At 62.6% G+C, this 21,076-nt stretch carries 18 protein-coding genes, 1 tRNA gene and 1 pseudogene; 13 read left to right on the top strand and 7 right to left on the bottom strand.

What is annotated here, in order from left to right; translation table 11 throughout:
- The first annotated feature begins 19 nt into the window (after window positions 1-19).
- The 3 genes from RMN95_RS05095 (at window position 20) to RMN95_RS05085 (ending at window position 3,147) form a co-directional block, all read left to right on the top strand.
- Window positions 20-1,495 carry a malate:quinone oxidoreductase gene (locus RMN95_RS05095; protein ID WP_309615870.1) on the top strand — a complete coding sequence of 492 codons (1,476 nt, stop codon included), beginning with the start codon at window positions 20-22 and terminating at the stop codon, window positions 1,493-1,495.
- A gap of 269 nt (window positions 1,496-1,764) precedes the next feature.
- Window positions 1,765-2,448 carry a response regulator transcription factor gene (locus tag RMN95_RS05090; RefSeq protein WP_309615869.1) on the top strand — a complete coding sequence of 228 codons (684 nt, stop codon included), beginning with the start codon at window positions 1,765-1,767 and terminating at the stop codon, window positions 2,446-2,448.
- 33 nt (window positions 2,449-2,481) lie between these two features.
- The gene (locus RMN95_RS05085) at window positions 2,482-3,147 is read left to right on the top strand and encodes a thymidine kinase (RefSeq protein WP_309615868.1); all 666 of its coding nucleotides are present in this window, start codon (window positions 2,482-2,484) and stop codon (window positions 3,145-3,147) included.
- A gap of 23 nt (window positions 3,148-3,170) precedes the next feature.
- Here the strand turns inward: RMN95_RS05085 and RMN95_RS05080 are convergent, their stop codons facing one another.
- Window positions 3,171-4,424: a DUF4143 domain-containing protein gene (locus RMN95_RS05080; protein WP_309615867.1), complete on the bottom strand. Its 1,254-nt coding sequence runs from the start codon at window positions 4,422-4,424 to the stop codon at window positions 3,171-3,173.
- Between the two features lie 127 nt (window positions 4,425-4,551).
- On the opposite strand from RMN95_RS05080, the pseudogene RMN95_RS05075 reads away from it, so the two are divergent.
- Window positions 4,552-4,826, top strand: a pseudogene (locus RMN95_RS05075) (thymidine kinase); the annotation flags it as partial.
- Between the two features lie 810 nt (window positions 4,827-5,636).
- Here RMN95_RS05075 and RMN95_RS05070 read toward each other — a convergent pair.
- Complete coding sequence (locus RMN95_RS05070; protein ID WP_309615866.1) at window positions 5,637-6,524, bottom strand: M48 family metalloprotease; 888 nt, start codon at window positions 6,522-6,524, stop codon at window positions 5,637-5,639.
- Complete coding sequence (locus RMN95_RS05065; protein ID WP_309615865.1) at window positions 6,521-6,889, bottom strand: BlaI/MecI/CopY family transcriptional regulator; 369 nt, start codon at window positions 6,887-6,889, stop codon at window positions 6,521-6,523. The genes RMN95_RS05070 and RMN95_RS05065 overlap by 4 nt, the downstream gene beginning before the upstream one ends.
- Before the next feature lie 122 nt (window positions 6,890-7,011).
- Between RMN95_RS05065 and RMN95_RS05060 the strand changes: the two genes are divergently transcribed.
- The 4 genes from RMN95_RS05060 to RMN95_RS05050 all read left to right on the top strand — a co-directional run bounded on the left by RMN95_RS05060 (window position 7,012) and on the right by RMN95_RS05050 (window position 10,409).
- On the top strand, window positions 7,012-7,650 hold the full coding sequence (locus tag RMN95_RS05060; RefSeq protein WP_309615864.1) for a ferric reductase-like transmembrane domain-containing protein: 639 nt from the start codon (window positions 7,012-7,014) through the stop codon (window positions 7,648-7,650).
- Window positions 7,647-7,892, top strand: a complete 246-nt coding sequence (locus tag RMN95_RS17115; RefSeq protein WP_397545248.1) for a ferredoxin — start codon at window positions 7,647-7,649, stop codon at window positions 7,890-7,892. The genes RMN95_RS05060 and RMN95_RS17115 overlap by 4 nt, the downstream gene beginning before the upstream one ends.
- Window positions 7,889-9,118: an FAD-dependent oxidoreductase gene (locus tag RMN95_RS05055; RefSeq protein ID WP_309615863.1), complete on the top strand. Its 1,230-nt coding sequence runs from the start codon at window positions 7,889-7,891 to the stop codon at window positions 9,116-9,118. The genes RMN95_RS17115 and RMN95_RS05055 overlap by 4 nt, the downstream gene beginning before the upstream one ends.
- A gap of 95 nt (window positions 9,119-9,213) precedes the next feature.
- Window positions 9,214-10,409 (top strand): IS3 family transposase gene (locus RMN95_RS05050; RefSeq protein WP_309615862.1). Its coding sequence is split into 2 segments (ribosomal slippage): window positions 9,214-9,498 and window positions 9,501-10,409, totalling 1,194 coding nucleotides; the frame shifts between segments, so codons are not numbered across the junction.
- Window positions 10,410-10,925: 516 nt separating this feature from the next.
- Here the strand turns inward: RMN95_RS05050 and RMN95_RS05045 are convergent.
- The 3 genes from RMN95_RS05045 to RMN95_RS05035 all read right to left on the bottom strand — a co-directional run bounded on the left by RMN95_RS05045 (window position 10,926) and on the right by RMN95_RS05035 (window position 14,573).
- Window positions 10,926-11,002 (bottom strand) — tRNA-Pro (locus tag RMN95_RS05045).
- Between the two features lie 26 nt (window positions 11,003-11,028).
- Window positions 11,029-11,997 (bottom strand): metallophosphoesterase, encoded by a 969-nt coding sequence (locus RMN95_RS05040; protein ID WP_309615861.1) that lies wholly within the window; start codon window positions 11,995-11,997, stop codon window positions 11,029-11,031.
- Complete coding sequence (locus RMN95_RS05035; RefSeq protein WP_309615860.1) at window positions 11,994-14,573, bottom strand: transglycosylase domain-containing protein; 2,580 nt, start codon at window positions 14,571-14,573, stop codon at window positions 11,994-11,996. The genes RMN95_RS05040 and RMN95_RS05035 overlap by 4 nt, the downstream gene beginning before the upstream one ends.
- Before the next feature lie 52 nt (window positions 14,574-14,625).
- Between RMN95_RS05035 and RMN95_RS05030 the strand changes: the two genes are divergently transcribed.
- The 3 genes from RMN95_RS05030 to RMN95_RS05020 are packed head-to-tail and all read left to right on the top strand — an operon-like array spanning window position 14,626 to window position 16,750.
- Window positions 14,626-14,784, top strand: coding sequence for a hypothetical protein (locus RMN95_RS05030; protein ID WP_309615859.1), 159 nt, complete (start codon window positions 14,626-14,628; stop codon window positions 14,782-14,784).
- On the top strand, window positions 14,784-15,245 hold the full coding sequence (locus RMN95_RS05025; protein WP_309615858.1) for a RidA family protein: 462 nt from the start codon (window positions 14,784-14,786) through the stop codon (window positions 15,243-15,245). Before RMN95_RS05030 ends, RMN95_RS05025 begins: the two co-directional genes overlap by 1 nt.
- Window positions 15,242-16,750, top strand: a complete 1,509-nt coding sequence (locus tag RMN95_RS05020) for a UDP-N-acetylmuramoyl-L-alanyl-D-glutamate--2,6-diaminopimelate ligase (protein ID WP_309615857.1) — start codon at window positions 15,242-15,244, stop codon at window positions 16,748-16,750. Before RMN95_RS05025 ends, RMN95_RS05020 begins: the two co-directional genes overlap by 4 nt.
- A gap of 7 nt (window positions 16,751-16,757) precedes the next feature.
- On the opposite strand, the gene acs is transcribed toward RMN95_RS05020, so the two are convergent.
- Window positions 16,758-18,722 carry an acetate--CoA ligase gene (gene acs, locus RMN95_RS05015; protein ID WP_309615856.1) on the bottom strand — a complete coding sequence of 655 codons (1,965 nt, stop codon included), beginning with the start codon at window positions 18,720-18,722 and terminating at the stop codon, window positions 16,758-16,760.
- A gap of 355 nt (window positions 18,723-19,077) precedes the next feature.
- On the opposite strand from acs, the gene RMN95_RS05010 reads away from it, so the two are divergent.
- Both RMN95_RS05010 and RMN95_RS05005 read left to right on the top strand, forming a co-directional pair.
- Complete coding sequence (locus RMN95_RS05010) at window positions 19,078-20,076, top strand: TadA family conjugal transfer-associated ATPase (protein WP_309615855.1); 999 nt, start codon at window positions 19,078-19,080, stop codon at window positions 20,074-20,076.
- Window positions 20,073-20,999, top strand: coding sequence for a type II secretion system F family protein (locus RMN95_RS05005; RefSeq protein ID WP_309615854.1), 927 nt, complete (start codon window positions 20,073-20,075; stop codon window positions 20,997-20,999). The genes RMN95_RS05010 and RMN95_RS05005 overlap by 4 nt, the downstream gene beginning before the upstream one ends.
- Window positions 21,000-21,076: the final 77 nt, after the last annotated feature.

Genomic DNA, 21,076 nt, shown 5'->3' with positions numbered 1-21,076 from the left:
GCGGCGCTAAACTGGGCAGGTGAGCAAACCCGTCGACGTCGCCCTCATCGGCGGGGGCATCATGAGTGCCACCCTCGGTGCCCTCCTGCAGCAGCTCCAGCCTGACTGGGATATTCAGATTTTCGAGCGACTCGACGATCTTGCCCTCGAGAGCACCAACCCCTGGAACAACGCCGGCACCGGCCATTCCGCCCTGTGCGAGCTCAATTACACTCCCGAGCGCGCCGACGGTTCGATCGACATCTCCAGCGCGGTGAAGGTCAACGAGCAGTTCCAGGTGTCCCGCCAATTCTGGTCATTCCTGGTCGAGAGTGGCGCGCTGCCCGAACCCACCTCGTTCATCAACGCGACCCCGCACATGAGTTTTGTGTGGGGTGAGAAGAACGTTGAATACCTGCGCAAGCGCTTCGAGGCACTCAAAGATCATCCACTTTTCCAGGGGATGGAATTCAGTGAGGATGCCCGTGTCATCCGTTCGTGGGCGCCGCTGATGATCCCCGGCCGCAGCACGTCGCAGCCGATCGCGGCGACGCGGATCGCCTCCGGCACCGACGTCGACTTCGGTTCGCTCGCGCACCTGTTGACGAAGAACCTGACCGCCGCCGGCGCCAAGCTCAACACCGAGGTGCTGGTCACCGGCCTCACACGCACCCGCGATGGGCTGTGGAAGCTGAAAATGCGCCGCGATATCGGGGGCACCCCCATCCGGCCGATCACCGCACGTTTCGTGTTCGTGGGCGCCGGCGGTTACGCGCTGAACCTATTGCAGAAGTCTGGAATAAAAGAGATCCGCGGCTTCGGCGGATTCCCGGTCAGCGGCGAGTTTCTGCGCACCGATAATCCCGAGATCGTGGCCAGGCACAGCGCCAAGGTGTACGGCAAGGCCGCCGTGGGCTCCCCGCCGATGTCGATTCCGCACCTCGACCTGCGAGTCGTGGATGGCACGGGCAGTCTCATGTTCGGCCCCTACGCCGGTGCGAGCCCCAGGTTCCTGAAGACGGGGTCGATTTTCGACCTGTTCGCCTCGCTGCGGTGGCATAACGTCATTCCGATGGTCGCAGCGGGCGTGCAAAACCTGGGTCTGGTGAAATACCTTATCGGCCAGCTTGTGGCGTCGAAATCGACAAAATTCGCCGAACTCCAGCAGTTTTATCCGGATGCCAGGCCCGAAGACTGGTACACGATCACCGCGGGCCAGCGGGTCCAGGTGATGAAAAAAGACAGGAAGAAGATCGGCGTGCTGCAGTTCGGTACCGAGGTTGTGTCATCCGCCGATGGCAGCATCGCCGGACTGCTGGGAGCCTCGCCCGGAGCATCCACCGCCGTTCCCATCATGCTCGGCCTGGTGGAGAAGTGCTTTCCCGATCGAATGGATGCCTGGGGGCCGAAGCTGAAGCGGATGATCCCGACCTACGGCCAATCGCTCGCCGACCAGCCGGAGCTTGCCCGTCAGACCATCGCGAGCACCGCGGAGACGCTTCACATCAACGCCTGAATGGTGCCGATCACCGAAGGATCATCGAAGGCGACCCGGCCGAACGCTCGGTGTGTGCGAAACGCCGCCTGCCGCGGTGGTGCAGGCGGCACTCTTCTGACAGTCTGTCCCCCATGGCGTCCCCCGCATCGTGTACCCCGCTTGTGGGCTGTTGGGCACCGGTCAAAGCCTGTCATCATAGGATGATTCGACGCTCTGGAGCAGGGTGAACCGCCGTCACTCAGCGGTCGTCGCGACCTTCGCCAGTACCAGCACACAAGGAATGCCCGATGACAGTTACTGATTCTCCGCCCACCGACGTCACTGAACCGACGCCCACGCGCGTGCGCCTGGCCGTGCTTGACGACCATGAGGTGCTGCTCGACAGCCTCGGAAGCTGGATTGCCGCCAACGCGCCCGACTTCGACCTGGTGCTCAGCGCCAGTACCTGGCTGCAACTCGTGCACAGTAACAACTTTCCTACCGATCTCGTATTTCTCGACTTCCAGCTCAAAGAGCCGGTCTCTATTGAAGCTCGAGTGCGCACGTGCAGGGCAGCCGGTGCAAAGGTGATCGTGCTGTCGAGTCTCGATTCTCCCGAAACGCGTGAGCGTGCCCTGGCCGCCGGCGCCGTCGCGTTCCTGGCAAAAACCCTGCCGATGCGAGATGTGATGGAGGCCGCGCGCGCGGCGATGGGGGTGGCACCCGATCCCGAGAAGCGCGATTGGCGGCCTCGTCCGACCGGGGCAACCAATCGGGTACGTCCTAAATTGAGCGCGGGGGAGGCCCAGGCTTTCACGCTATACGCCTCCGGCCTGAGCACGCCTGAGGTGGCAGAACGCATGAATGTGCAGTACGAGACCGCGAAGACGTATCTTCGACGTGTAAGAGAGAAGTACTCGAAGGTCGATCGTCCGGCGAGCAAGAAAACGGAACTCATCAGGCGAGCGGCCGAAGACGGATTCCTGCACTAACCGCACCACAGTGCGCTGATCGGAGAAGCACGATTGAGCAAGCTCTACTTTCGCTACGGTGCGATGAACAGCGGCAAGAGCACGGCCCTGCTGCAGGCAGCATTCAATTACGAGGAGCGCGGCCAAAACGTACTGCTCACCAAACCGCAGGTCGATACCAAAGGCGACGCAGCCATCGTGTCGCGGCTCGGGGTATCCAGGCCTGTGGATTTCACGGTCTCCCCTGACGAAGACATCCTGCAGAAGTTTCGATCACAACGTGCCGCCGTGATCGAGCGCACCGGGTCAGCCGTCAGTTGTCTGCTTGTCGATGAGGCGCAGTTTCTCACGGAGGGGCAGGTCGACGACCTCCTCAGGATCGCGATCCTCGAAAAGGTTCCCGTGCTGGCGTACGGCATTCGCACCGACTTCCAGACCGTGGCCTTCCCCGGAAGCAGGAGACTGCTCGAGATCTCCCACTCGCTGGAGGAACTCAAGACGATCTGCCGCTGCGGTCGCAAGGCGGTGTTCAATGCGAGACGGATCGGTGATCGGTACATCTTCGATGGTGACCAGGTCGCCATCGACGGGGTGGATGTCACCTACGAGTCCCTGTGCGGCGCATGTTACCTCGACGAGAGCGACGGGGTACTCAACAATGGCTGGCGCCCGAGGGCCGAGTTCAGCTACCGGAGCGCACCGGATCCAGACTTCGCGTAGGGCGCGTCGAGCAGCGTGCGCAGTTAGGGCGCAATTGCCGTGATCGGCGTGACGTGGACACCGTCGCTGCGCACGCCAGCGCTGCCGGTTGCGGTGATAACCACGAGTGCTGCTGGCTCGCCTTGGCGCGCAGTATCGACGCGCTCTGTGAACTTGATGAGATTCGCCGCTGCGGTATCGACGTCGTTTTGGCTCATCTTAATCTCGACGGCCGCCCAGCGCCCGTCGGGCAGGGTGAGGATCGCGTCGACCTCGTTGCCTGCCTCATCGCGCCACGTGTCGACGCGCCCACCGAGCGCCTGAGCAAAAATACGCAGGTCGCGGATGACGAGTGCCTCGAAGTGGAACCCAGCGGCGTTGAGGTCGCGAAGCAGGTCGTCGCTGCCGACGTGAATCGCGGCCGTACCTATCGAGGGGTCAACGAAATAGCGCGTCGCCTTTGTTCGCAGTCGAGACCTCGATCGCATGTGGGGCTGCCATGCTTCTGAGTCGTCGAGTAAACGGAGCCGGTCGAGCGCGTCCAGATGACTGTAGATCGTGTCGGACGCGATCGGCCCCCTCTCGCCGCCGGCGTCGGCGGCGATGGTGCGGGTGGCGGGGCTCTGTGCGACGAAGCGACCGAGTGACGCCAGGACTCGCTGAAGGGTTCGGGGATCGCGACGCCCGACGAATGTCGGGATGTCCACTTCGACGATCTGACGGAGGTAGTCCTCAATCCAGCCCCGGGCTTCGGTTTCGTCGGCATCGAGCAGGGCGGGCCAGCCCCCAGTGACGATGCGCTGCATCAGGTCGGGAACGGTCAGGCCGTTATCCTTGCCGAGTTGCTTTGTGCCTTCCAGCAGCGCGGTGAGTGAGACCTCGCCGTTGGAGTGTCCCGACTCGAATAAGCTCATTGGTCGCATCCGCAGCGTCCCGATTCGGCCCGCCCCTGAGTGGCGATTCACGTCCTCTTGCGGGGTGGCGGACCCAGTCAACAGATACAGGCCGCGGCCGCGATCCGAGTCGTCGACTGCACGCCGAACTCGGTTCCACAGTTCAGGGTTGACTTGCCACTCATCAAAGAGGATGGGCGTAGGACGGTCGAAGAGGTAGGCCGGGTTCAGTTCGATCGACGCGCGTGCTGTGGCATCCCGATCCATATCGAAAACTGTGGCGGCGACGCGCGAAGCGGTCGCTGTCTTCCCGCATGCCTTCGGCCCCTCGATGAGGACCGCGCCGACGGCGCGCATCTTGGTGGCAAGTTCGGCGTCGGCGACACGGGCACGGTAGTTGGGCACGCTCCCACCATACGCTTTGCGAACTTCAAAGTGGACGGATTACGAGGTTTAGACTGGACGAATTACGAACCACAGAGAGGAGGATTACGGGCCTCCGGCGGAGTGCTGTATCGGCGGCGGCTCATCGGGGCAGGTCGACGATCTCCTCAGGATTGTGATTCCCGAGAAGTGCCGGTGCTGGCGTATGGAATTCGCACCGACTTCCAGACCGTGGCGTTCCCGGGAAGCAGGAGGCTACTCGAGATCTCCCACTCGCTGGAAGAGCTCAAGACGATCTGCCGCTGCGGTCGCAAGGCGGTGTTCAATGCGAGACGGATCGGTGATCGGTACATCTTCGATGGTGACCAGGTCGCCATCGACCGAGTGGCGAGGGCCCAATCGACGAGGACGATGAGCACCTGAAAACGGCGCAGAAGTTGTGCAAGATCCAAACTCGCTGACAGCGCTACCGCATCTTCTCGATACGAGTGACTATTGCGTGGCGGTGGAAGCTACTTGGTGGTGCTCCGAGATCGCCATTTGGTGGCGTCGCCTGGCCAGGGTCTCCTTGGCAAATTGATCCGCCGCAATCCCAGGATCCGCGTCCGGCGGTAGAGGGTTGCTTTGGACATTCCAAGATCGAGCGCGACCTGCACGGGTGTCCCTTCACCTTCCAAATGGGCGGCGATCCAATTAAGCGGGGCCGAAAAACAGCAGTTGGCGGCCCTCACACAATCCGGAAAAAGCATCATTGTATTTTCGGGAGCCGCGCGGGCTGACCTCGAGGGCGGGCTTGTTCCCGGCCGATGTGAACGGGAACAGCTGGATCAAGTGTTCGTTACCTTGAGAACGCAGTTGGGAAGTATCAGCCCGCAAATTCGCAAGGAGCGATCGGCCGCAGTCGTCCGCGAAGAAGCATGGCAGACTCGACCCGGAAATGGAGGCCCGAAAGCGCTATTTCGAAGTCGCTGGAACCGATTCAGACCCAGGACTTGTCGAACGCAAGGCGCTGGTTGAAACGACGATCCAAAGCATCGACAACCCAATATGCAGACACCGACCAGACCTTCTGTTCCAGCGCAGAGCGCATCTCTTGAGGAATATCGCAACCACCATATCCAAGTTCTTGCGGTCTGGCTGGTACTCCTGACGAGCATGAAGGGATCTACGCCGAATCCTCCAATCCCATCAGGTCAGGGCTTAGTGCACCGATCCCAAGAGAAGTTCTTGGTGTTAGGGGTACCACAGCGCCAAAACCGTCGCGCATGCGTGGACGGCGTCTAAGAGTGCGACCGAAATCACCACACCGGCGATAGCGATCGGGACGGCTTGGTTCCAGTTACTGATCGGGGGCGGAACGGCGAGAGCGGTGATGCGATCTCGCACGTGGTTGGACACGTATGCCAGGGCCGCCTTGGGGCTGCCAGTTGACGCGAGGGCAGCCTTGGCAAGTGAGGTTGCGGTCACAGCTCGCGTAGTTTGCGCTGCAGCGGTTTCGTCTGCCCAGCGCTCGGTCTGCAATTCCATTTCGCGGTGGACTCTATTGAGCAACGGATTAGTTGCCGCTGCGAGTGAGGTTATTGTGCGGTGCAGGCGGTGCCGGTGCTTGAGGTGAGCTCGCTCATGCGCCAACAGAGCTTTCCGCTCGTTCTCGGTGAGAGAGTTCAGCATCGCTGTCGAAACGATGATCGTGCCCATACCCACGGGGACGGCGTAGGCGTAAAACCGAGGATCGTCCAGGACCATGAGACCGCCACGATGCTCGTCGACCAGCTCGTTCAGATCTTTCACGATTCGTCGTTCGCGTGACACCGTGAGGCTGATTCTCATGATCAACACAAGCAGCATGACGACGCCGGCCACCCCAACCGGCCATGGAACCCCGTCTCGCCCGTCGATAAGGGCCTCCCGGCTGGCTCCGATCCCAAAGAGAGGCGCAACCTTAATCATGCCGCCAACCGCGAGTAGTACCAGCGTCCCCGTCGTGGCCGCGGCGCTAACGACAGCGACCGCAGAAAGCAATCTCGTCGCAGCGGCGGGGGCCAGGCGGCGAGCAACTCCGGGAGCTGCCATTCCCATGAGGCAGCCGACTACAAGCGGAATGTACAGGCTGTAAATCATGGTGCGATGTCTGCCCGCGATTGGAGCAACAGCCTCCGGAGGATGGCTTCATCGACGGGGTCAATCGCGTCGAGGAAGCCCTGAAGTACTGCGGAGCGGTCAGCTCCTCGGACGAGCAGCCCGGCCATCCTTTCGGCTGCGATGTCTGACTTGTCCGGCACCGGTCGGTAGGTGTAGGCGCGGCCCGCCTTTTCGTTGACGACAAGCCCTTTCGCCTGCAGCCGAATCAAAACAGTCAAAACAGTTTTGTACGACAAGTTCGCGGCATCGATTCTTTCGTGAACCTCGGCACCTGACAGTGGGACGCCGCTTGACCACAGGGTAGTCAAGACTTCCGTCTCCAGTGATCCTTTTTCTCGCCGCATTTGGTCACCAACTCCGTTTCATCTCACAGGAACTGTGTCTTACGATGTGTAAGATCAGTTTACTCTTACGTCGAGTACGACTTCCTCTAGCGAGTCTACCAATCCCCAATTCAGGAGAACACGTGCCCCTTACGCCCCACACCGTTAAAGCGCTGGCCTTCCAGCTCAGCATGCCCGCGATGCATAGCGAGGACTATGCACAGTACGATCAGGGCATTCGGCACATCGCAACACTTGCCGGTTATTTGTCTTATGGCTTGATGGCGTTGACGATTGGTTTTGGCATTCTGACCGCGATGGGATGGGCGAAACGGATGGTCAGTCGTAACGCCATATCGTCGACGCACATCGTGTTGGCAGTCACTGCCCTCGCTTTCGGTACTCTTCACGGTATTTCGTATATCTTCCAGACCGGCGAAAACTTCGGCTTGATCAATGCGATCGTGCCCTTCGTTGCCGGTGGAGAGGTCAGTGTGGGCCTCGGCATCGTGGGCCTCGATCTCGGGCTGGCTGTAGCACTGTCCATCGTTGTGCAGCGAAAGCTTGGCTATCGACGGTGGCACATCGTGCACTACTTCGCGTACGGAGCATTCGCCCTGTCGCTGATTCACACTTTCATGGCCTCGCCCGAGGTCCAATCCTTCGGGATCTTGGGAGTTGGGGTTATTGGATTGGCCGCGGCCTGCCTCCTCGTGTTCATCCTTCGCGTCCTTCCGGCGACTACCGCTGTGGGGCTTCGGATTGCGCCGGCAGAAAAGTGAAAAGTTCGGGGAGGCCCTCGGGCACCGGAAGGACGACCGCTGCGCTCTTGGTCAGTGTCGACAACCGCCTCTGCCACCTCTACGGCATTTGCGAGCAAGAAGCGCCCGACGTATTCGAGTTGGGAGTCGACGGACGACTTCGATACTCCACGCGTCCAAATCCGGAAAATGCCGACGCAACTCAACAGGCGGCGCGCTTGTGTCCGATGCAAGCGATCACGCTAACCGGAGAAGGCTCATGAACTCCCCAATGGAACGAGTTGTCATCATCGGAGCGGGCTTGGCAGCCCTGTCGGCGGCCGAGCGGCTCCGCAAAATGGAGTTCCGCGGCGAGATCGCAGTGGTTGGCGAGGAAACCCATCCGCCTTACAACCGGACCCCTCTCTCGAAAGGCCTCCTCACCGGACACACGAGCGCACGTGACCTCTCCTTTAGGAGCTACACGCACCTCGACGTTGATTGGAGATTTGGTCACCAGGCCCTCGGCCTCGACCTGGCCCGACGCACGATTCACCTTAGTAGCGGACCAGACCTTGCCTTTGACGGTCTCATCATCGCCACCGGAGTGCGCGCTAGACATCTGCCCGAAGCACCCATGGACTCACCCCACGTGTCGACTTTGAGAACGATCGACGATGCACGTGCAATAGACGCGATGATGACCAAAGCCCGACGCATAGCCGTCGTTGGCGGCGGATTCCTGGGGTGCGAAATAGCCTCCACCGCTCGAGAGCGCGGCATTGCCGTGACAGTCGTCGACCGCAGCGCCACCCTGCTGCACCGAGCCCTTGGCGCCCCGATCGGCGCGGTGATCGGGGATGTGCACCGGTCACATGGTGTGAGACTTCATCTCGGCGTCGGAGTCAGCGGATGGACAGAAACTCCGCGAGGCGCTCGACTGACTCTCGACGACCAAGAAACAATAAATGCGGACCTCGTTGTGATCGGCGTCGGAACTGATCCCAACACGGAATGGCTGCACGGCTCAGGGCTGGACATTGAGGACGGTGTTCGCTGCGATGCTACGGGACACGTTCTCGACACCGACGGAATTAGAGTCGAAGGTGTTGTTGCAGCGGGTGACGTCGCCCGCTGGCCCAATCACCGCTTCGACACCATCCCACGCCGAGTCGAACATTGGATCAACGCAGTCGAGATGGGCCAGGCGGCCGCGAATTCCCTCCTTGCCGGCGCTGCCGCGTCGCAGTTCACGCCAATACCGCGATTTTGGTCTCATCAACATGGAATGCGCATCCAAGCATCGGGAATTCCCGCGCTCGGAACAGGAATGAAGATTCTGGAAGGCTCGGTTCGCGACAAACGCTTCGTCGCCGGTTTCACGCGTGACGGTGATGAAGGATCGATATTAGTTGGTCTCATCACTATCGACATGCCACGCGCCATGATGCGGTGGCGCACCAGCGTTGGGCACTCCACGATCGCTCACGAGAGCCACTTAATGGCTTGAGGGACCACTAGGCGTCAGACTCAGAAGGGTCTGCTACACGAGTAGGTGACATCTGAGTTGGCTTGCCCTGATGGGTGGGCTGGAAGGATGTTGTTGTGCCTAAGCCTTATCCGAAAGAGTTCCGTGAAGATGTGGTCGCTGTTGCGCGTGGTCGTGAATCTGGTGTGACGATCGAGCAGATCGCGAAAGATTTCGGTGTTCACACGATGACGTTGCAGAAGTGGTTGCAGCGTGCCGCGGTCGATGATGGTGACAGACCTGGCCAGAGTCGGACGGAGGCGGCTGAGCTTCGAGAAGCGCGCAAGCGGATCCGTCTGTTGGAGCAGGAGAACGAGGTGTTGCGTCGGGCGGCAGCGTATCTGTCGCAGGCGAATCTGCCGGGAAAAGGTTCTACCCGCTCGTGAAGGAGCTCGCTGTCTCGGGGATTCCCGTGACGGTGACGTGCCGGGTGTTGAAGCTCTCCCGCCAGCCCTATTACCGGTGGCTGGCGGGCCCGGTCACGCCCAGCGAGGTCGTGGAGGGTTATCGGGCGAACGCGTTGTTCGACGCGCACAAAGATGACCCGGAGTTCGGGCATCGGCTGCTCGCGGACGAAGCACGTCGGGCCGGTGAGGCGATGGCGGATCGGACTGCGTGGAGGATCGCATCGGCCAACGGCTGGTGGAGCGCGTTCGGGAAGAAACGGGGCCGGGGCGGCAAGAAACCCGGCCCCGCCGTCCACGACGACCTCTGCACCGTGACCGACGCCAACGGTCGCGTTCGCCACGAGTTCACCGCCGAGCGCCCGAACCAGCTCTGGCTTACCGACATCACCGAGCACCGGACTACCAATCAGGGAAAGCTCTACCTCTGCGCCGTGAAAGACGTATTCTCGAACAAGATCGTCGGCTACTCCATCGACTCCAGAATGAAATCCAGCCTTGCCGTGAACGCGCTCGATAACGCCGTCGCGATGCGCGGTGATGTTGCCGGTTGCGTGATCCATAGCGATCGTGGATCCCAATTTCGAAGCCGAAAGTTCCTGCGTGCTCTGGCCCGCCACCGGATGGTCGGATCCATGGGAAGAGTCGCCTCCTGCGGTGACAACGCCGCGATGGAATCCTTCTTCAGCCTGCTGCAGAAGAACGTCCTCAACCGTCGCTCCTGGACCACCCAAGAGGAGCTGAGAATCGCGATCGTGACCTGGATCGAACGCACCTACCACCGACGACGCCGGCAAGCCCGCCTGGGCCGTTTGACCCCAGTCGAATTCGAGGCCATCATAAACACGCCAGCCGCCCTGGCTGCGTGACTAGAAACTGTCACCAATCAGTGCAGCAGACCCTAAGTCTTGTGGGTACCCGTACAGTGCAAGTCGCGGGCATTGAGCGGCTAGTCTCGCTTGCCCAAAGCTCGGGGCGCCCTCTCCCCGTTGTTTGCGGGGTAGAGGGTTTAATCCCGATTGTGTGTGCCGAGGGCAACGGGACAGTTGCAGTCCTCCTTCGCGCACAGAGTTCGAATCCCCTGCTGCTACTCCAAGACATACCTCTCGTTCAAGCGCACAACCACGCACACCCACCGGAGACTAAATACCGCGCACCAGCCATCGAACAACGAACCGTACCGGCCCTCTACGACACGAGCGTCAAGGTCGAAGAAGGACCTTGGCAACGAACAGACTGGGCAGGACGCGCATGACCTGTCCGAGCGATCCACACGTTCTTGCCGATAACTCCCGAAGCGCGGGATGATTTCGGGGTAACTCTATAAAAACCTGAGACCCAGAGTGGCGCCGGCCGACGAAACATCGCCGGTCTGCGCCACTTTTTGGTCGGGGTAGCGGGATTTGAACCCACGACCTCTTCGTCCCGAACGAAGCGCGCTACCAAGCTGCGCCACACCCCGATCATCCGCACCACAGCGCGAACTCTTCAAGAATAGCTGAAATCTCCGGCGGTCAAAGTCACGACAACGGCCTCTGGTGGGCAGGCGAACCTAACGGGTGCATAGATGGATGTACCGATGCCTGCGCTCACGTTGAGATAGGCCGCGCGGCGGGCGTGGTGCCACAGGCTCAGGCCCTGCGCCTGTGCCCTCGGGATATCGCAGTTGGTGACGAGGGCGGGCTGGCCGGGGATGCGGACCTGGCCACCGTGGGTGTGCCCGGCGAAGATCATCTCGGCGCCGTAGTTGACGAACGAATCGAGTACCCGGCGGTAGGGGGCATGCGTGACGCCGATGGCAACTGGTTCGGGCCCAGCGATTTCGTCCTGCCAGCCCACGTTTTCACGCATCTCTTCGATCACACCCGGTAGTCGGTCGAGCCGATCCCAACCACGATGTGCATCGTTGGTTCCGAAGAATTCGAGTCGTGAGCCCCTGATATCCATCGCGCGGGCGGTGTTGTTCAGAGAAAGCCATCCGAGCTGTTGTTCGAAGAATCCCTCGAGGCGCTCGGTGTCAAGTATGGATGCGCTTTCTGGCTTCGCCGAGGGGCCACCAAAATAGCGGAAGGGGTTCTTCAGTTGGGGCCCGAAATAGTCGTTGGATCCGTTGACGAACACCCCGGGTATCCCGGAAAAAGGCTGTAGGGCCCTCACGACGCCTTCGACACCATCCGGATGACCGAGGTTATCGCCCGTATTGACGATGAGGTCGGGTTCGACCAGGGCGAGCGAGCGCACCCATTCCTGCTTCCGGTGCTGCCAGGGCGCCATGTGCAGGTCAGCGAGGTGCAGCACGGTCAACGGCCGCGCCCCAGGGTCGAGCACGGGGACGGTTTCGTGCCGGATCGTGAAACGGTTGCGCTCCACCAGCGCACCCCAGGCAAAGGCCGCGGCACCGGCGATCGCTGCGACGCCGAGTGTCGTCGCGGTCGCCCGCACTGGCGACGGGGTCACGGGCAGGTGATCTTGCCGACGCCCAGCGTCACCGTTGCGCCCGGGACGGTGGGTGCACCCGCGGCGGGAGTGCTCGACTGCACCTTCCCCACCCGGGGATCGGTGGGAAGCACCGGCCCCGGCCCGGAGGTAGGAGCGAGAGCAGCGCAGGTTTGCACCACGGTGGGATAGCCCGCCGCCTGCACGAGGGACTTCGCGGAATTGAAGTCATTCGTTTTGCCATCGGCAACCACATCGGGGAACGGAATCTGGTTGCCCTTGCTCGTGTAGACCGTCACGGTCACACCCTTTGCTGAGACGGTTCCCGCGGCCGGATCGGTACTGACCACTCGTCCGGCCTCGAGGCTCGAGTCGACCGCACCACCATCCGCATACGAGAAGCCGAGGCCCTCGAGCGCTGTCTGTGCCGCCTTCGCGAAGATGCCTGTCACATCGGGGACGGCCTGGCCGCCACCCCTCATGAGCCCGGGATCGGGGGCGGGCCAGTCGACGCCCCCGTATTTGGCGTTGAGTGAGGCAACCGTCGGTTCCATGATGTAGTGCCGAAGGCGGATTCCCGCCACATCAGCCTGTTCGGTGTCAAGGATGTTGTAATCGCCAACGATGTTTCCGACCCACACAACTGTTCCGGAGGTGGTGGTTCCGGTGGCCATCCAGGTGTGCCGAGCATCGTCAGTTGTTCCGGTCTTGCCGAAAATCGGGATGCCGTCGTCTGGGTTCGAGTAGACCTGGTTGCCGGTCACCATCACGCCCTTGAGCACGTCGATGGCCGTGTCGGCAATGTTCGCGCCGATGGCCTGGTTGCACTCGGGCGCCTGTCCCACAACGCTCTGCCCATCCGGCATGGTGACAGTGTCGACGATAATGGGCTTGCAGTACATGCCGTTCGCGGCGACCGCCGCGTACGCGGCGGCCATGCTCAGTGGCGTAACAGTGTTGGTTCCGATGATCGAGGTCGGGTTGGTCTCCAGCGGTTTACCATCGGCTCGTTCCACGCCGAGGCTGGCAGCTACGTCACGGATGTCGCAGAGGTCAAGTTGCTTGGCCATGGAGAAAAATACTCCGTTGACCGAGTTCACTGTTCCGTTGCGAATCGTGTACGTACCGGTTTCGCCGGCGTTGTTCTTGAAAGGGAAGGTTCCGCCTTCGACGGGTGCTCCGCACGCCTTATATGCGCTGAAGGGCTCCTGTCGGTTCGGATTACCGCTCACCCGTTCATTGACCCCCTTACCCGCCTTCAGCCAGTCCAGGAGGGTGAATAGCTTGTATGTCGAGCCGGGCTGGAAGCCCGAAGATCCACCGTAGTAATAGCTGGTGTTGAAGTTCACGGCCGTGCCGACCGACCCGATGCCTTCCTCGGTGTCGTCGAAGAGCTTGTTTTGCGTCATCACCAGCACTCGACCGGTTCCGGGCTGCACGGTCGAGGTGGCGCTGCCAAGCTCGAAGTCGGTCACGGTGTTGGGCGCATACGTCCAGGTGGCGGTCTGCGCCGGAATCTGCACGTCCAGATCAAGAGTCGTATAGAGCTTGTACCCGCCGCGCTTCCAGTTCGCCTCACGTTCATCCACGCTGGCGCCGAGGAACGCGAAGTCCTTGATGCTTTTCTTCACATAGTCGCAGAAGAATTTCGCGTAGTCATTAGCGGCGATGCACCCATTGCTGGGTTCTTTGGGAAGGACGGTAGTGGCATCCACCGGGACAGCGATCGCGGCGTCGCGCTCCTCCTCCGTGATGCTCCCCGCCTTCGCCATGTACGTCAGAATGTAGTCGCGGCGATCTTGGTTGGCCGCGTAGTTCTCCGGGTCACCGAGGTTGCGCTGGTTCGGGTACTGCACGATTGCGATGAGGCTTGCTGCCTGGGGCAGGGTCAGGTCTTTGGCGTTCACGCTGAAATAGCGCTGCGCCGCGGCCTGGATTCCGTATGTGGCCCTACCAAAATTCGCGATGTTCAAGTACGCCGTGAGAATTTCTTTCTTCGTGTATTTCTTCTCCAGCCCAATCGCCTGCTTCATTTCCTTCAGCTTGCGATCGAACGACTCCTCTATCGCGATCTTGTAGGCTGCATCGCTCTCGTCCTGGGTCGGCAGGTTTAACGCGTTCTGAATGCCGATGTTTTTGACGAGCTGCATCGACAGGGTCGACGCTCCACCCTGGACGCTTCCGGCCCGTACGTTCTTGAGTGCGGCACGAATGACGGAAGACACGTCCACGCCACCATGCTCGAAGAACCGCGCATCCTCACCATCGACTGTCGCGGCGAGAACGAAGGGCGAAATCTCGTCGTATCCCACTTCTTCGCGGTTTTGGTCGTAGATCGTGGCGATCAGGGCGTGGCCGTTGACATTGCCCTCACCGGTGTACGTGGCCCAAATCTCGTTGCGTTCGGGCTGCTGGCCGATGTTGATGTATTCGGGGAGGCTGTCGAATACACCTATGGTCGAGGAGGCGGTCACGCCCGTTACCGCGATCGCGGGGGCGACCATCACGGTCACGAGCACTCCGGCAAGCACGCTGAAACCGAGGAGTCCGGCGATACCAGTAACGGCGCCTCTTCGAGGGGGGTTTTGGGCAGACATAGGGTTAGGGTACGGGATGATCTCGTAAGTCAAGCTGAATGGAAGCCCAAAAATGCCCCAGTGGGAGTACCTCACGACACCGCTCATCATCCACAACACCTCCGCGATCCTCAACAACTGGGGTTCGGAGGGGTGGGAACTTGTCCAGGTGGTTACCGGCCCCGAAGGCGGCCTTGTCGCCTACCTGAAGCGCGAAAAGAAAGAATCCTGATGTCTCAACTGGATGCCCGGCTCGCCGAACTCGGTCTAGCCATCCCACCCGTGGCAAAGCCCGTCGCGGCGTACGTTCCTGCGGTGGTCACCGGCTCCCTGGTGTATACCTCGGGTCAACTGCCCTTCGTCGACGGCGTGCTCGCCGCCACCGGAAAGGTGGGCGCTGAGGTGGACGCGGAGACGGCGAAGTCGATGGCCCGTGCGTGCGTGCTGAACGGGCTCGCGGCCGCCCAGACCGTCATCGGATCCCTGGACAGGATCACCCGTGTGGTTAAGGTCGTCGGCTTTGTGGCATCCGACCCCTCATTCACCGGCCAGCCCGGGGTCATTAACGGCGCATCCGAGTTGCTCGGCGAGATCTTCGGCGACGCCGGCATACACGCCCGCAGCGCCGTGGGGGTTGCCGTGCTGCCCCTCGATGCGCCGGTCGAGGTCGAGTTCGTCTTCGAGTTCGCGTGACCGAGGTCTGGTCGGACGGCCAGGCCGGAGCAAGCGCTTGGCCGCACGATCTCGACCTCGGCCGGTATGACGAGGCACTGGGGGGCGTCATCATCCGTGGCCGTCGCCTGGTGCAGGATAGTCGTTCGCTCGACCGAGGCGACATCTTTGTCGCGCTGGGGCGGCCGGGCGCTCCGGCGCTGCCGTGGGTGCAGGACGCACTCGATCGAGGGGCCTCCGCCGTGCTCGTGGACGCGACCGAGGGTGGCGCCGAGCTGTCGGCTCACGTGCACGCGGTGACCGGGTTGGCGGCAGTACTGGGGCGCATGGCTGACGACTTCACCGGTCATCCCTCTCGGGCGATGACCATGGTCGGCATTACCGGCACCAACGGCAAAACCTCGACGGCGCACCTTCTCACCCAGGCCTGGCAGGCGCTCGGTACGGTGTCGGCGACCATCGGCACGCTCGGCGCCGGGGTGACCGGCGACCCTCGGATCAACATGGGGATGACCACGCCGCAGGTCTCGACCGTGCACCAGTTCCTGGCCGACTTCGTGGCGCGCGGTGTGCGGGATGTGGCGATGGAAGTCAGCTCGCACGCCCTCGAGCAGCGCAGGGTCGACGCTGTCGAGTTCGACATCGTCGCATTCACCAACTTCACCAGGGATCATCTCGACTATCACGGAACCATGGAGGAATACGCCCGACAGAAGGCGAAGATCTTCACCCTGCCGGGCATCACGGCTGCGGTAGTCAATCTCGATGACGCGTTCGGGCGTGAGCACTTTGTGACGCTTGCCGACGGAATCCGCCGCATCGGCCTGACCTCGCACGCTCACGCTCGAGCGGACGTCGCTGCCGAGAACGTACAACTCACGACCGAGGGGCTCCGGTTCGACCTGCGGATCGACGGCACCAGGCACGCCGTCGCCAGTTCACTCATTGGGCGGTTCAACGTCGACAACCTGCTGGCCGTCGCCGGTGTGCTGTATGCGCAGGGGGTGGAGCCGGCGCGCATCGCGGAGGTTCTCGGCCCGCTCACGCCGGTGGTGGGCAGGATGACCCGGCTGAAGCCCTCGCCGACGCTGCCGCTCGTCGTGGTCGACGCTGGCCACACACCGGATGCCGTGCAGCAGGCCGTCACCGCCCTGCGTGAATCGGGTCACACCCGGATCGTGACCGTCTTCGGTGCGACCGGCGACCGTGACCCCGGCAAGAGGCCCGAGATGGCGAGGATCGTCGAAAGCGGATCAGACCTCGTCGTGGTGACGGATGATGACGTTCACTTCGAGGATGGCGATCACATACTCGACGACATCCGGATGGGGTTTGAGCACCCCGAACGCGTCGTCGAGATCCGTGATCGGGCGACGGCGATAGCGTGGGCCATCGATGCCGCCGGCCCCGACGATGTGGTGCTGCTCCAGGGCAAAGGTCACGAGCCCTACCAGATCATCGGCGACGAGAGGGTGCCGTTCAGCGACATCGACACCGCCGAGCGACTGCTGGCCGAGCGGCTCTAGCGACGCGCTACTTCAGTTTGTCCGAGATGATTTGCATCACCGAGGTGTCAGCCAGTGTTGTGGTGTCGCCGATGTCGCGCCCCTCGGCGACATCCTGCAGCAGGCGGCGCATGATTTTTCCGGAACGGGTCTTCGGCAGCTCTGAGACGATGAACACCTGCCGTGGGCGCGCGATGGCACCGATCTGCTGGGCTACGTGGGCGCGCAGCAGGGTGGATGCCTCAGCCGCGGTGTGCGCGCCGGCCTGGTTCGACTTGATGATCACGAAGGCAACCACCGCCTGCCCCGTCGCCTCGTCGGCTGCGCCGACCACGGCTGCCTCGGCGACCATGTGGTGCGAGACCAGCGCTGACTCGATTTCCTGCGTGGAGAGGCGGTGGCCTGACACATTCATCACGTCATCGACTCGGCCCAGCAGCACGATGTCTCCGTCGGAGTCGACGTGCGCGCCGTCGCCGGCGAAATACTTCCAGTCGCCATCGGTCGAGAATCGCGACCAGTAGGTCTCTTTAAAGCGCTCCGGATCCCCCCAGATGCCACGGAGCATCCCGGGCCAGGGTTCAGACACCACGAGCAGTCCACCCTGCGGTGGGTCGACTCGGGTGCCGTCCTCGCCGAGGATGTCGATCTTGATTCCGGGGATGGGCACCTGGGCCGAACCCGGCTTCAGCGTGGTGAGGCCGGGCAGCGCGGAGATCATGATGCCACCGGTTTCGGTCTGCCACCAGGTGTCGACCACCGGAGCGCTGCCACCGCCGATGATGTCGCGATACCAGATCCACGCCTCGGGGTTGATGGGCTCGCCCACCGATCCAAGAACGCGGATCGAGCTGAGATCGAAGCCCTGCGGGATCTGCCTGCCCAGCTTCATGAACGACCGGATCGCGGTCGGTGCCGTGTAGAAGATCGACACCCCGTATTTCTCGATGATCTCCCACCAGCGACCCTGGTGCGGGGTGTCGGGAGTGCCTTCGTACATGACCTGGGTTGCGCCGTTGGCGAGCGGACCGTACACGACGTAGCTGTGGCCAGTGATCCAGCCCACATCGGCCGTGCACCAGTACACATCTGTTTCGGGGTGCAGGTCGAACACGTTCTTATGGGTGAAAGCGACCTGGGTGAGGTAGCCACCGCTCGTGTGGAGGATGCCCTTTGGCTTGCCCGTGGTGCCGGAGGTGTACAGCACGAATAGCGGGTTCTCGGCCTCGAATCCCTGCGCTTCGTGCTCCGGGTCGGCCTTGGCAAGCTCGTCGTGCCACCAGAGGTCGCGCCCCTCGGTCCAGTCGACCACGTTGTTGCCACGCCTCACCACCATGACGTTGGTGACAGTGGATGTGCCGTTCTCCAGCGCCCCGTCGACGGCGGCTTTCAGCGGAAAAACTGTGCCCTTGCGCCATCCACCGTCTGCCGTGATGACGAGCTTTGCGCCGGCGTCATCGATGCGGCTTCGGAGGCTCTCCGAGCTAAATCCGCCGAACACGACGGAGTGCACGGCCCCGAGCCTCGCGATGGCCAGCATGGCGATCACGGCTTCGGGGATGACCGGCATGTATACGGCGACCCGGTCACCCTGGCCGATTCCCAGGCTGGCAAGGGCGTTCGCGGCGCGCTTCACCTCGGCGGTCAGCTCGGAGTAGGTCAGGCTGCGGCTGTCGCCGGGTTCACCCTCCCAGTGGATGGCGACCCGGTCGCCGTTACCGGCAACAACATGCCTGTCGAGGCAGTTGTATGCGACATTCAGTGTGCCGTCACCGAACCAGCGCGCAAAGGGAGGGTTCGACCAGTCGAGCGTCTCGGTGAATGGCGTGTGCCAGTGCAACAACTCCCGGGCTTTATCGGCCCAGAACGCGGGCCTGTCCTGCCTGGCCTCGTCGTACAGAGCGGCGCTCGCGACCGTGGATGCGGCGAATTCGGCACTCGGTGGAAAGCGTCGGGTTTCGTGGAGCAGGCTGTCAATCGAATTAGTGGACATCAGATCCTCGTCGATCTCGCGGCCTGCCAGGAACCGCGAACTGTGTGTACAGGTGAACTTCTTGATCCTACCCAAACTCTCATTGCACGTTCGTCATGGTGCGGTACACTGGGGCAGCCAAAGTCACATTTGGCTGGCAGCGCCAGTGATTCCCCCCAATCCAGCGTTGCCGTGGCGGCGCCCGTTCCCCCCAATGGGCGCCGCCCCTCTCAAGCCTAATTTCAGACCTCTCTGGCTCGAAGACGCGGTGGTGCTACTCGAGGCGACCACTCCTCCACAGGAGGACTGGCGATGAGGCTGCCGCCGGTCTTCATTTCGTGCGAGATGCCACGCTGTGGTCGTCTACCGTGCAGGAATGCCTGCCGAACCCCCGATAGCCCCGTTCGTTGCCCTGCGTCCGGGCGCGCCGCCCGCCGCCGCCGTACGCTCCGGCACAGGTGACTTCGGCCCGCTCGCGGTGCTGCTCGCCGACCCGTCGGTGACCGATGTGTTCGTCAACGGTGCGCGAGAGGTTTGGGTCGATCGCGGAACCGGGCTCGAGAGGCAGGCATCCCTGGGTTTTCTCGAGACCGAGCTTCGTGATCTTGCGATCAGACTCGTGGGCCTCGGCGGTCGGCACATCGATGAAGCGAACCCGTGCGTCGACACCAGGCTGCACGACGGCATCCGGGTGCATGCGGTGCTCGCCCCTATCTCGCCGCAGGGCACACTGCTCTCGATCCGCATTCCTCACCAGCAGCCCTTTTCTCTCGACGATCTTGAGCGAGCGGGGTTCTTCAGCACCGTTCCGTCGTCCGTCGTGAGGTCGCTCGTGGCTACCCGCCAGAACCTGCTCATCACCGGTGCGGGTGGCAGCGGTAAGACCACACTGCTGTCGGCACTGCTGGGGGAGGCCGCCGCCACCGAGCGGATTGTGGCGATCGAAGATGTCGCCGAACTTCGGGTGCGGCATCCACATTTCGTGGCTCTGGAAGCTCGGCAGGCAAACCTTGAGGGGGCGGGTGGGCTGGGGCTTGCCCGCCTGCTGCGTGAGGCCCTGCGGATGCGCCCGGACCGACTCGTGCTCGGCGAATGTCGTGGCGCCGAAATTCGCGAGCTGCTCGGCGCCCTGAACACCGGACACGATGGTGGTGCCGGAACCCTGCACGCGAACTCCCTCGACGATGTGCCAGCGCGCCTTGAGGCGTTGGGCGCGCTCGCCGACCTCAGCTCCACCGCGGTCGCTCGGCAGGCGGTGAGCGCGATCGGTTCCGTGCTTCACATCGAGCGCAGTGACGGTGTGAGGCGGCTGGTGCAGATCGGCGAGTTCTCGCTTGATCATCGTGATCGACTCGTCGTGACGGAGTCGACATGATCGCGGTGCGTCGGCGCAGGCGCCAGCGCCCGGAAACCCTGGCCGAGGTCGCGACGGTCACCCAACGACTGGCCGTGTTGCTGGCAGCCGGGGTGACACCGGCCTCAGCCTGGCAGCACGTGGCGGTGTCCACGGGATCAGCCATCGCCGTGACGGTAGCGAGTGAGGGCGACGCCGCTATCGCCGATGCCGTGGTCCATGCCGCGGTGGGCCTCGATCCCATCGAGACGGGCGCCTGGCGGGGTCTTGCCGCCGCGTGGTCGGTGGCGACGCAGGCGGGAGCGCCACTCGCTCCCTGCCTTCGCGAATACTCGCGGTCGCTGCGAGACCTCGCCCAGTCGCAACGGGATGCCAGGGTGGCGCTCGCGGCGCCCGTCGCGACCGCCAGAATGGTGATGGTTTTACCCGCGGTGGGAGTGTTGTTCGGCATGGCCCTCGGGTTTAACACCCTCGCAACCCTGTTCACAACGCCAATCGGATGGGGCTGCCTGGCGATTGGCGTCGCGCTGATCGGCGCCGCCCAGCGTTGGAACAGGAGCCTGGTTGTCAAAGCCACACCGAAGGAGGCAGCTCCGGGGATCGGGTGCGACCTGATGGCGATCGCCGTGAGCGGTGGAGGGTCTTTGGATCGTGCTCGGGTCGTGCTCGACGATGCGGTCAGACGGTTCGGGCTGCCGACGATCGACGGAGTAGACGAGGTGCTGGCGCTCTCCAGGAGCGCCGGGGTGCCCGCCGCTGAGTTGCTGCGCAGTGAAGCTGACGAGCAGCGACGGGTCGCCAGAGCCGATGCCCAGGAGCAGGCCGCAGCGCTGGCAGTGCGGTTGATGCTGCCGTTGGGGCTGTGCATCCTTCCCGCATTCATGGTGCTGGGCGTGTTTCCCCTGCTGGTGACTGTCATCTCGTCGACGGTGGGTTCCTTCTGACCGATCGCCCTCGTCACGATACTGTGGCTGCACCGGCAGGCGACAGCGAGCCTGAGATAGTGATGAGACGATATCGA

Origin of the sequence: Salinibacterium sp. (assembly GCF_031364185.1) — a bacterium.
Taxonomy (GTDB): Bacteria; Actinomycetota; Actinomycetes; order Actinomycetales; family Microbacteriaceae; genus Rhodoglobus.
This window is presented reverse-complemented; position numbering and strand designations above follow the sequence as displayed.

Bases quoted from the DNA above. Each gene is read 5' to 3' on its own strand.
- RMN95_RS05010 (WP_309615855.1), top strand. From the start codon at position 19,078: ATGCCTGCCGAACCCCCGATAGCCCCGTTCGTTGCCCTGCGTCCGGGC.
- RMN95_RS05090 (WP_309615869.1), top strand. From the start codon at position 1,765: ATGACAGTTACTGATTCTCCGCCCACCGACGTCACTGAACCGACGCCC.
- RMN95_RS05025 (WP_309615858.1), top strand. From the start codon at position 14,784: ATGTCTCAACTGGATGCCCGGCTCGCCGAACTCGGTCTAGCCATCCCA.
- acs (WP_309615856.1), bottom strand. From the start codon at position 18,722: ATGTCCACTAATTCGATTGACAGCCTGCTCCACGAAACCCGACGCTTT.
- RMN95_RS05005 (WP_309615854.1), top strand. From the start codon at position 20,073: ATGATCGCGGTGCGTCGGCGCAGGCGCCAGCGCCCGGAAACCCTGGCC.
- RMN95_RS05055 (WP_309615863.1), top strand. From the start codon at position 7,889: ATGAACTCCCCAATGGAACGAGTTGTCATCATCGGAGCGGGCTTGGCA.
- RMN95_RS05030 (WP_309615859.1), top strand. From the start codon at position 14,626: ATGCCCCAGTGGGAGTACCTCACGACACCGCTCATCATCCACAACACC.
- RMN95_RS05035 (WP_309615860.1), bottom strand. From the start codon at position 14,573: ATGTCTGCCCAAAACCCCCCTCGAAGAGGCGCCGTTACTGGTATCGCC.
- RMN95_RS05070 (WP_309615866.1), bottom strand. From the start codon at position 6,524: ATGATTTACAGCCTGTACATTCCGCTTGTAGTCGGCTGCCTCATGGGA.
- RMN95_RS05065 (WP_309615865.1), bottom strand. From the start codon at position 6,889: ATGCGGCGAGAAAAAGGATCACTGGAGACGGAAGTCTTGACTACCCTG.